The following is a 12,464-nucleotide window of genomic DNA, read 5'->3' as shown; positions in this document are numbered from 1 at the left end:
TCAAGGCACCAGCTTGGCCAACGTCGCCTCGACCCGCTCTTTGAGCAGCGGTGCGGCGACCCGATGGAAGGCAGCAGAGGTCGCGCCCGTGGTCATCTCCCGTGGGATAAACACGCCCGAGCGGGCAAAGGTGATCTTTGAGCCGGATCGGTTCAACCGATAGAAAACGTGTCCGTTGAAGTGAGGCACGTTTATGCGGTCGGGAAACAAGCCGCCGCGCATGAACGACCCCGGATAGAGCGTCGGCTTTCCGAATGGCCTCGCCACCACGCCCGCCGGAGTTTCCTTTGGGCGAAGATATTTCAGACGGATGTTTCCGCCTCGCGTCACCATATCGTAGTGCAGCTTGCCGGGATGCGCCGCCGATGGCGTTCCTATCGCCTTGACGACGGTCGCGCGCGGCAAGCCTGTCTGTTTCGTCAGCTCGCGAATGACAACGGTCTTGGCGCGATTGCCGACCTGATTGACGATACGCGGCAAGACCTTCGGAAAGCGGTCTTTCAGCTCCCCGATGCGCTTGCCGTATTCCAAAAGGTTGCGGTCAACCCATCGCATGGATATCGCGGTCATTGGCGTGCCCTACCTATTGAATACAGAAAAGGCGATCCGTTGGACCGCCTTCGATACGATGGTGATTTCGGCAATGCAGTAGCACCGGCCTTGAGTCGCTGCTCTCAATCGAGAGGGACAAGGCAGGGTCTACCCGGCTTAACAGCGTGGAAGCTTTTCGCTCCGCTCGCCGGTCCCAAAGGGGGCGCGCTTGCACATGGACGGTAGATCATCCTGCCCTTTGACTCTCACAACTTTTCCAAGAACGCAAGAGGGGCCTCTATGAGATGTTCCTTGCCGAAAAGCTCAACCTTGACCACTGCCCCGGTCGGCACGCGCTGGCCGTCTATGGTGCGATCCTTGCGCATCTTGCAGATGACACCGTTGAACCTTGCGAAGGGTCCGAAGATAAATCGGACGGTCATCCCGCGCTTGAACGCCATGCAGTGCTGCGCATCGGGCGCTTCATCGAACGCCTTGAATCTTTGCACTTCCTGCTCGGATACACGATGCGGCGATACCATGCCGCCGACGAAGCCGGCCACGCCTTCAACCCGGCAGATACCGCATACCGCAGCCGCCGAATACACCATGTTGACCAGCACGTATCCAGGCATCAGCGGGCGCATCACATCGTGCATCAGTTTGCCGCGAACAACCTGCTGGCCGACATTTTCGAGCGGCAAAAAAGTTTTCACGCCGGCTTTGCTTAGGGCATGTTCAACAGAAATTTCCTGCTTGTGCTTCGTCTCGACCACGAACCACTCGCGGTTCCCCGGTTGATCGCTCGCCGCCATGGAGAGCATCGTGGCCTTGATTCGCTTGCGGTCGCGCATCTGATCGAACAGCGATGCAAAGCGTGTCAGGTCGTAAACCTCCGGATTGACCGGTCTGCTGGTGGCGTAGATTTTCACGTTATGCATCATTGGAATGTCCCTCGTTAACCTGCTGTTCAAATGCTGCCCATGCCTCGCCGACAGCCGCGTCTAAATCGGTGGCGTCGGCAGCAATCGGCGGGAAAAAGAACCACTCGACGCCGACCGGAGCCGGCACCCATGGCAAACCAGTACGCGCGAAATATCGCTCCCAAGCCGCGCACAGCTCGCTATTCCGACGGGTATTGGTGAAGCCTTCCGAGATACGGAAAATGTTCGGCGTAACGGTCATGCCCTTATGGTCTTGGGCACGCTCATCCATGGTGTTGACCTTCGGCCAACCATGCTTGATGCGGCGCTCTCGCAAGATCGCTTCGGCCTTTTCGCCGCCTTCGGCCACAAGGGACCGCAGGAGAGGCGGCAATGCCGGCATGGTGGCGGAGGCGGGTTTCAGCAGCTCGGCGCACCGCCCTGCATGCCACGCCCTCGTGTAAGCCCCGTGGACGATAGGCAGCGCGACGTCGGACTTCGGGTCTTCGAGCTTTTCCCAATCACGACCGGAAAGATACGCTCCGCCCCAAGGAACCGAGATCTTCGCTTTCTCGGCGCGCTCGATGTAGGTCGGAGATTTGGCGATGCATTCGGCGCGCTGCTCTGGCGATAGCTTCTGCCAAGCCTTACGGGCAGCATATTCGCTATCCTTGTCCCGCGTCGGCCATTTGGCATACCAGCGGCGAAAGGCACGCTCGACCGCTTCCGGCTTCTCTTCCGAGCCTTCGTCGCGCGCATCTCTCTCTTGCTGATAATCAGTATTGCTAGATTCTAAGTTATTACTATGTGCCGATTTTGCCGGCGCCGGTTTTACCGGCGACGGTTTTGCCGGCGCCGGCATTTCAGTCTGCGGTAAAAATGCCACACTATCGGACGGCTCCGATTGAGCATCTTCCGGCGAACGCGGTTCGTCAAAAATCACGAGATTGGATGCACCGAACTTGCCGTCCGCGCGCGACTGCTCGCGCTCGGCATAACCAAACTCGACAAGCTCCGCGATCATCTTGCGGGCCTTGTCACGTCCGCAGCCGCCTTTCTTGACGATATCGCCCACGACGACGGTCCAGTTATCCGGCTTCGATAGGAGATAGCCGAGCAGCCAACGCGCCTCCATGGAAAGGCGGTCATCCTCGAACACGTGATTGGGAATAGCGGCGTAGCGGGCATTTCGCGCACCGCGCCGAATGGTAGCCTCGCCGCTCACTGGGCACCGCCTTTGCGCACGATGTCGCGAAGAAACGAGCGAGCAGCTTGGACGGCGAGTACGACCGTTTGCGGCAATCCGCCGTCCGGCAGACGCGTGGCATTGATCGCAGCGAACTCCACGTCCAACGCGTCCAATCCGCAGCGGAATTGCGCTTCCATCAGGACACGGCGGATCGTCGCGCAATCACGATAGATGACGCCTGCCGGCACGCGCAAAAGCCAGTCGGCGCGTTGCGCGTCGGTCTCGCAGTCGCAAAGCTCTTCGATAATGGGTAGTACGTGGCTCAACGACCCCTCCCCTGTTTCCACACGTCGAAGTCGGCGCGCAGGTCGAGAAAGGCGACCTGTGCACGCTCTTCGCTGTTCAGTTGCGTTTTGCTGGAAATGCCGAGCAGCGTTTTTAGGACGGTATCGGCATGGTCCTTGTTATGGATGGCCCGGCTGCTATCCCGACGCTCAAGGAAGCGATGAAACAGCGGTTCCGCGCAAAGCATGGCCGCGTTCGCGGCAAAATCACCAGCACGTAGTCGGCTCGGCGTAGGCTCTCGGGTCCGGCCCTGTCGCAACGCGATGACGGCACGACGACGCAGCTCAAGGAAAAGCACCACATTCTCCAGAGCGCCGCTGATAAGCTCGATATCTTCAGGAAGAGCATCGGCGTGCATGGTGCAAAGCACGGCGTGTTCACCCGTCGTGCGCCGGACAACGATACGGGTATCTGCGCCATCGGTATCGATTGACCATCGGTCGCCTCGGCAAAGCTCGGCGATGCCGGTCAATCGAGAAACACGCGCTTTCTCGCGTTCGCGAGCGGCTTGCGCAGGCGTCGTCATGCCGCCTCGCTTTCCGTCGTGGTGGCGGTTCCCGCCGGCAAGAAATCCTTCCAGTCAACACGGCGTGCAACGGTGCAATCGCCGTATGTGCCGTCTTCGCGCAGCTCCCACACAAACCACGCGGTATTCATACGGCTGCTTGCCTTTTCGCCATCCCATCCGTCGCGATGCATCATCGGCAACCGCCGTTTGAAGACGTAGACGCGAGCCGGCGGGCAATCATCCATGACAAAATTGCGGTCGTCGTCCGCGAAGCCGCAAAGGAAATTCAGATTGAGAAGGAGCGCCATCTTGCGCGGTCGGAAGACCCGCAGCGCATGCGCGACAAAGGCGTTAAGAACGTCGCCATAGGGCGGGTTCGTCACGATATCGTAAGAGCCGGCGTTCCCTGGCTGCGAAATCAGGAAGTCTTGCACCCCCTGCAATTCGCCGTGTTGGTCCGCCGTGCCGTAATCGACCAGATCGGCGAGAACGACACCGTAGCCGGCGGCTTCCAACATGCGAGAAATCGCGCCGCGTCCGCATGCCGGCTCGAGAACGGTCGTGGAAAAATCTTCGAGTGCCAGCAGCGTATGCATCGCTTCCGGCGGCGTTTCGTAGAGGTTTTGGCCGCGCTCCGCTTTTGTGGCGCTTGCCGTTCCGACAGCCGCGCGAAGATTGGCGCGCGTCGGCCCAAGTCCGGCGGATAGCCGCGCCTGAATTGCGCGCTCGACTATGCCCGGCTCGCGATGTTCCGCCGCCGCCAATTTGCGGGCTTCGTGAATTTCCTTGCGGGAAAGGCCCGTATCCGCAGCAGTTAACCCGTTTCCATCGGAAACGGGTTTCGGCCTTCCGCCCTTGGAAACTTTGCCAGCGGCTTGCGCCTCGTCCCATTTGTCGGCGATCAGGATTTTGGCGCGGGCTTCGATCAGCAACGCGTCTGCCTGCATCCTCCGCGCCTTGGCGATCAGCTTTTCCGTCGCGCCGATCTGCTCGGCAAACTGCGCAGCCGTCTTGGCCTGCGCATAGGCGACCGATGCGACGATGCGGGCGTTGACGATATCGCCTTCGTCCAGCAGTGTACGGGCGCGCTCGACAGTCTCGACCAGCCCGGAGGCATCGGCAGCGGGCGGGATATCCGGAATATTTTTCTGTATATCCGCAGAAGGCGGCAGGTCGCCCGGTTCCGCCATGCCTTGCAACATCGCCAGCAGTTCACGGGCGCGGTCGGTCGGATAGTAGGTCTTCGCATCTTTCTTATCGCGGGTCAGGTAGCGGTTGCCAACGGCATTGTTCGCCGCAGTCACATGCCTTGGCTCAGTTGCCTTCACGGAGCCATCGCTAACCGCCGTCGTGATGAGTGCGAGGGCGTTCGGGCCGGGCTTAGGGAGTTTGACTGAACTATAGCCGGCCATCAGTTCGCCCTCATCAAACGGTCGAGATAGGCTTGCCCGAGGCCAGTCAGCTTTACGGTTCGCTCGTCTGCGCAGATATGGAGATAACCGCAGCGGCGGCATTCCTGCGCGAGCCGCTGGCGAATGGCATCATGCGCGACATTGGCGCGCCCGCCGGAATGCTGCACCTCGCGCAGAAAACCCCTTGCACGTTCGGACAAGGGGCGGGTCATCAATTCATCAATGGCGGGATCGGTGCGAGGCTTCATTGTCCGCGTCCGACCACCTGCAAGCCGACCTTATGTCCGCCGCGCGCCTTGATGGCAGCAAGAGCTTGCCGAAGAACAGCAAGCCCCTGCTCCAATTCCGCCGCATCGCGGTCCATCTTGGACGCCTCCGCAGGCGTTACAACCAAATCGGCAATCGCAACCGCGCCGCCGGAAATGAGATCGCCTGCCTTGCGCACGGTCTCGGAGTAGGCTGCGATAAGGCAATGATCGGCCCCGCGCTCGCTTTCCGGGTCCACGAGCCGTTTCCCGCTAAGTTCGGCCATCGCCGACGTAACCACGGGCACGCCGCATTCGGATTCCAGGGCGTAGACAGCATGCAGCGGCATCAATTCTGGGTCGGTCGCGTTGTTCATCCGCCCGATGTGACTTTTCGAGATCGAGGAGATTTCCGCAGAACGCTCGATACCGCCGACAAGCCGTATAAGATCGCGTTGTGCCGCCTTTATGCGATGAAACCATGCACTTGAAACCATGAGACAAAGCCTTTCCCGCGCCGGGAAAATCCCAGCGTTTTTCCCGTGGTGGGAATTGATCGAAGGTGAGAAATTCAGGGCGTTACAAAGCTACGGAGGCCCACATGCAAAATGAGATATCCCCGCGCCGGGCGGCAGCTGAGAATGCGCCACGGCGCGGGGTGCAGCAGGCCGGGAGGATTGGCCGCGCGAACGGTAAAAAGGGCCGGTCATTCTGCGACCTCCGTAAACGAAAAGAAGTCGTCCGGCTTGAGATCGAGGCCGTTGGCTCTCGCATGGGAGAGCAATCGCAACGCATCGGGCTGCGGAATAATTCCACCAGTGCCGCCGCGATCCTTTGGATACATCCAGCGGTAAACACGCGAAATGTGCTTGCCAGTAACGGCAGACACTTCGCCAATCCCAATTTTGGCTATGACGGACCTCGCCGGATCTAGATGCTTCTCGCTCATATCGCGATATTTGCGATTATCGCGATATTTTGTCAACCGTTGCGTGGCGTTTTTCGCGATGGACTTTTTTGCGGATTGCGCGAAAGTTAAATCATGCTTGATCCCCAATATGAAATCAAACTCTGGTTGACTAATAAGCTCGATGCCGCGCCCCATGGGACTGCGACGGCGCTCGCACGCGCGTTGGGCGTCAGTCCGACACAAGTCACGCGGATGAAAAATTTGGAGGCTGGAAAAGAACCTCGCAGGATTGCAATAGAAGAGCTTCAAGGCATTGCAAAATTCTTCAACGAATTGCCGCCCGGCTATGAGGAAATGGCAAGCTGGATTTCCGACACAGCGGGACAATCAACAACGATTGCGGCTCAATCCCGCCCCTCGCCGAACGCTAGCTTCCCGCCCCGGTGGCATGCGTTCCCCGGAGACACATCAATTCCTCTGCGCGGGCAGATTTCGGCGGGAGCAAATGGCCGGTTCATAATGAATGGCCAGGACATTGCGCGCGTTTTCTGCCCACCCGGCCTCGAAGGCGTCGAGGGAGCTTATGCAGTTCAGGTGCAAGGCACGTCCGGCGAACCACGATTCTTTCACGGCGAAACGGCGTGGGTTAACCCGAACGCCCGTTACCGCAAAGGCGATGACGTAATTGTGCAGATTCTTGGCGACGATGAGAGCGGCGAGGTGTTCAGCTACATCAAGCGATACGAAAGCCAGAACTCCCACGTCCTGAGACTTTACCAGTACAACCCTGCTCCAGATGAACCGCATGAGCTGGAATTTCCCATAGATAAGGTTTTCAGCATCCACAAGGTTGTTTTTCACGCGATGCTGTGACGCAGCTCGTCGCATCGCCACGTTGGCCGAATGGTGAGATTGCGGAAGGCAGGAAGGCTCTTCGGGCACTCGCTACATCTGATCTTGCGACACAGTTGCATGTAGTTGTGCACGCCTAAATCAGCCGCCTTCCTTAAGCTTTCCAGCCCGAGATTTCGAGAATGGCCGCAGTCGTCGCACGCCACATAGAGGCTCGACAGCTCGATAATCAACCGCATCGCATCGGGGTGATTAACCGGCGGCTTCTTCATTTTCTCTCCTGTTTGTTCTTATTCCGTTCTCGCCAACAAAGCACCTTATGGTGGCAATGTCGAGTCGCTTTTTGATTCGCAATTCGTGCGGAAAGCGCGAAATCGCGATCCGTGCCGCACCGACAAAAATCTAAAATCGCGATTATCGCTAATTCTGCGCTTGACATTTTTTGCGTTTATCGCGAATTTCAACGCATCCGAGACTGATGGATGCGGGCTCGGTAATTAAAACCGGGCAAGGCTGCACTCTCACGCGAGTTCACTCCGCTCGGGCACCAACAACACGGATGGAGAAAACAATGCGCAATATTCCGAGAGAGATGGCTGATCTGGCACGCGAACGCGGCGTCGGCATGACCGAGGCCGAGTTGCGAGCCGAGGGTTTCACAAAAGATGAAATCGCGAAACACGCGACTGAGGCCGCGGAAATGCTGCGCGCCGCAGAAACCGCGCGCGCCGCCTGATCTCACATCCGCTCCGGTTTCCGGCCTTCGGGCCGGTTTCCCGAACGGATGAACGGAGATCACATCATGTTCCGCATTTCCCCAATGACAGAGACGCCCGCGAGCCTGCCCCCGCTTGCCCGGGAAACGCGCGTTCTCTGCGCTGCGATCGGTCTCATCACAGCAGCCACGACGCTCGCCGTTCTGGCGATCGCTCTGCCGATTTGATCGAGGCGAAGCATGGTCACGATAGAGGTTTCACCAAAGCTCAAAGACGACGGCACTCATACGGCGATAGCCGCAACGCACATCGGACAAGCCCACATCGCGGGCACGGGACCGAGCGGCGCGACCTGTGGGCAATGTACTTTCTGGCACGCTTGGAGGAAAGCGAAAGTCAATGGCGAAACCCAGCTCATCGCCATCGAACCGGGCACTTTTACCGCGCGCCACAGGAGCCGCCCCGGCCAGCGCAAGGATGCGCTCTGCAACAAACCAATCATCAATAAGGCGAAACGAACTATTCCGGCCACAGCGACCGCATGTCGTTTCTTTTCGCCCAGAACGAGCGGGACCTAAGCAGCAATGACGTTGCCGAAGGCCAATCAAACCCCGACCCGGAAAACTTCACTCTTTCGCGTCCGCTTCTACGGCGGCGCGACCGTCACAACCACCGCCGCCAACGCCCTGCAAGCCGAGCAGAGAGCTCGTCGCCAGCGCCCTGGCTTCATCGAAACCGTCCGCTTTGTAAAAGGAAACCGCTAAAATGATGCCCACCGAGAAAAACAGCAGTAATCCGATGCCCGCACAACGCCCGCGTCTGCGCCGCAGCGACGTACCGAATTATCTCGCCTCCAAACATGGCATCGACATTGCCGTTTCTACCCTTGCCAAAATGGCAACTATAGGCGGCGGACCGGCCATGCAATACAGTGGGCGAATTCCACTTTACCATATTCATGACTTGGACAAGTGGGTTGAGGAGCGCCTATCGAAAGCCGTCCGCTCCACGTCGGAACGGGATTGAACGCCGGAATCCGAGCTCTCATCACGCATCTATCCCGTCCTTTATGGGAGCGAGATGCGCGTTGAAAGCTCTCTCCGCCCGAAATCAATCACGCTGCATTTCCGCCGATCGCAGCATTAATACGCCGCCATTTGCCACCGAAACCCTGCGACGATGTCGATCGCTGGGCTAGGTAGTTTCCAATCTCATAATTCAAGCATGAGAGGTATCTAGATGTACTGGCAAATGCGTTTAATGGCTCATTCACTTTTGAATAATCAAAGCGGACGCTCGACGAGCTAACTAATCCAAAGTCGCCCAGCGTCTTTAGTATGTAGTCTCCCTTTTTAATGGGGTACCACACGCCATGTTTATGTTGATAATTGATCTCATTTCGCATGGCGGACAGCCAAACAGAACTCTTGCTGCCGACTCGAATTGCATCAGCGACCTCCTTCGCCCCGGCCACGAATTGCGCGGCATCTGGCTTTCCTTGCGCGACGGCGGCCCCTGCTGCTGCTTCGAGGTATTTGGCGAAGCATTTCCAGAACGCCTCGTGCACGCCACCCTTTTCCGCCATCGGCTTAATGATGAGCTTCGGTCTGGGGATGCGTTCAATTTCGTAAACGTAGGTGCCTGCCGTTAGGCCAGGGTGGCTAACATTATGAATTTGGATAAGTCGATTGATGTTTCGAAGGTCATCCGCATCAAAGTTTACGACACCCGCGCCCTGCGATCTCATAATCGCATGGGCAGAGAAAAAGGCGGCGTAATATAGCTTAAGTAATGGCCACCCAATAAGATTCACGTTCTTGTATTCAATAGAGTAAATACGGAATGTTTCAAGACTAGCTAACGAAAATCTTTCGAAATCAAAAGATATATACTTCACAAGTTGGGAATTATTGAAATTATATATTTCAATCTCTCCCGCAGCAGAACTCGGGAACCCTATCTGATAAACTGCCGATTCGAGATACGACTTTATGCCACCTAATGCCGCCGGCTCCTGACCGAGTCGCGGAAGCGCCTCACTTGTAAGACTAGGCAACAGTTCCGCCATTGGATTACAGCGTAAGCTTGCTAATCAGTCGATTGTCGAGATAATCGCGTAGCGCAGTCCAGCTAGTGCCGGGAGCTTCGAGCTTCCTCATTGGCAGATTCATAAAGAGTGGGGAAATCAAAGACTGGAAATTCGCGGCGGAGTATTGGGCGTCGTAACGATCCACAACGCGCTGCGCGATCGACCTAAAAATTCCCATAAACGCTCGAAATACCACCGGCTTTGCTAGTAATGGAGCCGCAGTCTTCTTTGCAAGCTCAGTCGAAACTGCAGAAATATATGCATTCAATATCCGGTATATATCGTCGGCGTCTCGGCCCGAAAAAATTGGTAATAGTGGCTTTACGGCCGCATTGAACGTCACTCTTGTAATCTTATTACGAGCGGCCTCCGCCGCCGACATATAACCCGCTAAGCTGCTATCGATGTTCTGATCGAAATGGTCAAAAACATCCCGCAGCACCTCTTCAGATTCCGTTTCAATTTCAGCAAGCTGTTTAATTGACAGAAGCAGCTGCGCAGGCACTGGACGTTGCTTTGTATTTATATCAATAAACAGACGCGTTTCATCCTTTCGGGAAAGGCCGTTGTACACAACAACGGGAACTCGCAAAGATGTATTGGCTTTTGAGAAGCCATAAACGCGATGTTGTCCATCGAGAATAAGAAAAGCGCCTGGGACATCATTAAATTCTATAGTCTTCCCTCGTCCGACTACCTTCAGATCGGCAGCGGGCTGAGCCGACAAAACTATCGAGTTTGGAATTGTTCCAAGATCATTATCTATGTAGTTGGCAATTTCCAGTGCACGCTTTTCATCCAACTCTCGCTGAAATCCCAGTTTCGGATCTTCTTTGCGCGTCGTCACGGCGCAGGTTGCAGCCAAAACAGCACTGGGAACAGTAAGAGTATAGAATTGATGTTTACCTTGAGTGACAAGGCTGACACTATACCGAAGGCGGTTTTTATTAGCCAAATCGGCCTTTTCCACTTTTGGCGCATCTGACACTATAAGTTACTCCTAAAACACGCTGCACTTCGAAATTCGTCGATATAGACCACTTCGGTAGCGGGTATTTAGACGAAAGCAAATCACACTCAAGCAACATTATCATAACTTCTGACGACCACTAGTAGTGCCATATGTTTAGGTGAGCATCGCACAAGCATGCTGGCCCTGGGCACGAACGAATTCTTTCATCAAGTATCGGTTGTCATCATTCTGAAAACCTCGCCAGAAACCGTGTCTGCCGCCGCGATCAAGACACTATCGAGGTGATGCACATATCTTTGTGTGACGTTGCCTGCGGCGTGGCCCAGGAGCGCCGAAATAGTGATCTCAGTAAATCCGAGATCGCCCGCCACGCTGGCATAAGAATGTCGCAACGTGTGCGATGTCACGCCTTCTAGACCCGCTCTTGCTGTCAGTCGGTCAAGCGCATCGTCTAAGGCGGTGTAGTAGCCCTTCTCGCTACGCGGCCCAGGCAACACGTAGGGATTTTCGCCTTGCCGCGAAACACCCTCAAGCACATCAAAGACGACGGTTCCAACCGGACGAATAGAAGCATCTTCTTTGGAATCATCAAGCCTGAAACAACTTCCGGCCCTATCAACCTCAGACCACATCAATCCTGCAATTTCGCTCAAGCGGAATCCAGTGAGCAGAAACAGTTTTGTGCCGACAACGCCTTGCCAAAGTTCATCATCCGCAGCTTCCAGGACTTTGCCGAGCGCACGATAATCCTTCGGGCTAAGTCGGCGGGTGCGCTTTCCGACAGCAGGCTTTTTAATACCACGCGCAGGATTGGTCGGTATGATCCCCTCAGAAACAGCATAGGTGAGGATTGCGCTGAGAAGCGTAACCGCTTGCGAAGCGGTTCCCGCCCCGCCTTTAACAACCGCCCTTCCCCGCAGCTTTCCCGTTTTCTCATCTACCGCAGTCTTGCCCATCGTCACATCTCGCATCATTTTGACAACATCGGCCGTTGTCAGTTCTTGCACGAGCCGGTTGCCAATGAGCGGGATAACGTGGCGGCTCGCCCTTCCCTTATCGACATACAAGGTTGACGACTTTTTCGGCTTCCCGCGCTTGCCGAACACAAGCCCTTTATCAGCCGCCATGAAGTACATTTCGCAAAGTTCTTTGACCGTTAGTGCCTTGCGCCGCGTCGAACGGTCAAGCTGCGGGTCATCGCCACGAGCGACATCACCTAAAACACCCTTTGCTTCCTTGCGAGCCTCCTCAACGGTCAATGGACCGTGGATGCCGATCTTGAAGCGGCGCGTCTGCTTGCCCGCTCGATATTGCGCAACATACGTCTTGCGACCGCTCGGCCAGACTCGCACGCCGAAGCCCGACAACTCGTCATCCCACTCAAAATAGTCTTTGTCGCGCGCCTCAAGGGCGTCTATCTTTCTCTTCGTCAGTTTCGCCAAGCTGGCAACCCCACCCGTTACAGGAAGCATATAGGAAGCAGCAGGAAGCAAATCAGGGAAAATTTGATCCAGACCGTTGTAATTGCGGAAACTGCTTACCGCTTGATCTGGATAGCAAAATCAGAATGGAGAAAACAAGAGGAAGCAGCAGAAATTCATTCACGCTTGCCTTCCGATTCCAAAGGTCACAGGTTCGAATCCTGTCGGGTGCGCCATTTTCTCACGGTTGCCACTTACTATCCAGCAATCTCAGGCCGACGACGTCATCACCGATCTCGTCAATAACGTCGTTCTTGCACTGGCCTGACAGCAATCTCCTCTGCTCAACC

At 56.2% G+C, this 12,464-nt stretch carries 19 protein-coding genes; 6 read left to right on the top strand and 13 right to left on the bottom strand.

All coding sequences use genetic code 11. The annotated features are described in order from the left end of the window. From ACYJRZ_RS01440 to ACYJRZ_RS01400, 9 genes are all read right to left on the bottom strand, one after another. Positions 1-570 carry a hypothetical protein gene (locus tag ACYJRZ_RS01440; protein ID WP_459455378.1) on the bottom strand — a complete coding sequence of 190 codons (570 nt, stop codon included), beginning with the start codon at positions 568-570 and terminating at the stop codon, positions 1-3. A 227-nt stretch (positions 571-797) separates the two neighbouring features. Then, positions 798-1,475: a transcription termination/antitermination protein NusG gene (nusG, locus tag ACYJRZ_RS01435; RefSeq protein WP_459455376.1), complete on the bottom strand. Its 678-nt coding sequence runs from the start codon at positions 1,473-1,475 to the stop codon at positions 798-800. Further along, on the bottom strand, positions 1,465-2,679 hold the full coding sequence (locus tag ACYJRZ_RS01430; protein WP_459455374.1) for a helix-turn-helix domain-containing protein: 1,215 nt from the start codon (positions 2,677-2,679) through the stop codon (positions 1,465-1,467). Before ACYJRZ_RS01430 ends, nusG begins: the two co-directional genes overlap by 11 nt. Then, on the bottom strand, positions 2,676-2,969 hold the full coding sequence (locus tag ACYJRZ_RS01425) for a hypothetical protein (RefSeq protein ID WP_459455372.1): 294 nt from the start codon (positions 2,967-2,969) through the stop codon (positions 2,676-2,678). Before ACYJRZ_RS01425 ends, ACYJRZ_RS01430 begins: the two co-directional genes overlap by 4 nt. Next, positions 2,966-3,460, bottom strand: coding sequence for a hypothetical protein (locus ACYJRZ_RS01420; RefSeq protein WP_459455371.1), 495 nt, complete (start codon positions 3,458-3,460; stop codon positions 2,966-2,968). Before ACYJRZ_RS01420 ends, ACYJRZ_RS01425 begins: the two co-directional genes overlap by 4 nt. 50 nt (positions 3,461-3,510) lie before the next feature. Then, positions 3,511-4,908, bottom strand: coding sequence for an SAM-dependent methyltransferase (locus tag ACYJRZ_RS01415; protein WP_459455369.1), 1,398 nt, complete (start codon positions 4,906-4,908; stop codon positions 3,511-3,513). After that, entirely contained in the window at positions 4,908-5,156 is a 249-nt protein-coding gene (locus tag ACYJRZ_RS01410; RefSeq protein ID WP_459455367.1) for a hypothetical protein, read from the bottom strand. The genes ACYJRZ_RS01415 and ACYJRZ_RS01410 overlap by 1 nt, the downstream gene beginning before the upstream one ends. Then, positions 5,153-5,650: a hypothetical protein gene (locus ACYJRZ_RS01405; RefSeq protein WP_459455365.1), complete on the bottom strand. Its 498-nt coding sequence runs from the start codon at positions 5,648-5,650 to the stop codon at positions 5,153-5,155. The genes ACYJRZ_RS01410 and ACYJRZ_RS01405 overlap by 4 nt, the downstream gene beginning before the upstream one ends. A 209-nt stretch (positions 5,651-5,859) precedes the next feature. Beyond that, positions 5,860-6,210, bottom strand: coding sequence for a hypothetical protein (locus ACYJRZ_RS01400; protein WP_459455363.1), 351 nt, complete (start codon positions 6,208-6,210; stop codon positions 5,860-5,862). Between ACYJRZ_RS01400 and ACYJRZ_RS01395 the strand changes: the two genes are divergently transcribed. Beyond that, a complete protein-coding gene (locus tag ACYJRZ_RS01395) occupies positions 6,196-6,936 on the top strand; it encodes a S24 family peptidase (RefSeq protein ID WP_459455361.1) in 741 nt (246 codons plus the stop codon). The genes ACYJRZ_RS01400 and ACYJRZ_RS01395 overlap by 15 nt on opposite strands. Here the strand turns inward: ACYJRZ_RS01395 and ACYJRZ_RS01390 are convergent. Continuing rightward, positions 6,921-7,187: a hypothetical protein gene (locus tag ACYJRZ_RS01390; protein ID WP_459455359.1), complete on the bottom strand. Its 267-nt coding sequence runs from the start codon at positions 7,185-7,187 to the stop codon at positions 6,921-6,923. The genes ACYJRZ_RS01395 and ACYJRZ_RS01390 overlap by 16 nt on opposite strands. Before the next feature lie 299 nt (positions 7,188-7,486). Here ACYJRZ_RS01390 and ACYJRZ_RS01385 point away from each other — a divergent pair, with 299 nt between their 5' ends. The 5 genes from ACYJRZ_RS01385 to ACYJRZ_RS01365 all read left to right on the top strand — a co-directional run bounded on the left by ACYJRZ_RS01385 (position 7,487) and on the right by ACYJRZ_RS01365 (position 8,657). Then, positions 7,487-7,651: a hypothetical protein gene (locus ACYJRZ_RS01385; RefSeq protein ID WP_162718388.1), complete on the top strand. Its 165-nt coding sequence runs from the start codon at positions 7,487-7,489 to the stop codon at positions 7,649-7,651. Between the two features lie 66 nt (positions 7,652-7,717). Continuing rightward, the gene (locus ACYJRZ_RS01380) at positions 7,718-7,858 is read left to right on the top strand and encodes a hypothetical protein (RefSeq protein ID WP_459455358.1); all 141 of its coding nucleotides are present in this window, start codon (positions 7,718-7,720) and stop codon (positions 7,856-7,858) included. Positions 7,859-7,870: 12 nt separating this feature from the next. Then, a complete protein-coding gene (locus ACYJRZ_RS01375; protein WP_459455356.1) occupies positions 7,871-8,209 on the top strand; it encodes a hypothetical protein in 339 nt (112 codons plus the stop codon). Between the two features lie 6 nt (positions 8,210-8,215). Beyond that, complete coding sequence (locus tag ACYJRZ_RS01370; protein WP_459455354.1) at positions 8,216-8,395, top strand: hypothetical protein; 180 nt, start codon at positions 8,216-8,218, stop codon at positions 8,393-8,395. Position 8,396: 1 nt separating this feature from the next. Next, positions 8,397-8,657, top strand: coding sequence for a hypothetical protein (locus ACYJRZ_RS01365; protein ID WP_459455352.1), 261 nt, complete (start codon positions 8,397-8,399; stop codon positions 8,655-8,657). Between the two features lie 88 nt (positions 8,658-8,745). Here the strand turns inward: ACYJRZ_RS01365 and ACYJRZ_RS01360 are convergent, their stop codons facing one another. From ACYJRZ_RS01360 to ACYJRZ_RS01350, 3 genes are all read right to left on the bottom strand, one after another. Beyond that, positions 8,746-9,699 (bottom strand): hypothetical protein, encoded by a 954-nt coding sequence (locus ACYJRZ_RS01360; RefSeq protein WP_459455350.1) that lies wholly within the window; start codon positions 9,697-9,699, stop codon positions 8,746-8,748. A 4-nt stretch (positions 9,700-9,703) separates the two neighbouring features. Then, on the bottom strand, positions 9,704-10,708 hold the full coding sequence (locus ACYJRZ_RS01355) for a DGQHR domain-containing protein (protein WP_459455348.1): 1,005 nt from the start codon (positions 10,706-10,708) through the stop codon (positions 9,704-9,706). A 191-nt stretch (positions 10,709-10,899) separates the two neighbouring features. After that, positions 10,900-12,135 carry a tyrosine-type recombinase/integrase gene (locus ACYJRZ_RS01350; RefSeq protein ID WP_459455346.1) on the bottom strand — a complete coding sequence of 412 codons (1,236 nt, stop codon included), beginning with the start codon at positions 12,133-12,135 and terminating at the stop codon, positions 10,900-10,902. Between the last annotated feature and the right edge of the window lie 329 nt (positions 12,136-12,464).

It is taken from the genome of Rhizobium sp. No.120 (assembly GCF_054558365.1).
Note: the sequence above shows the minus strand (reverse complement) of the source record. Positions and strands in the feature narration are given on the sequence as shown.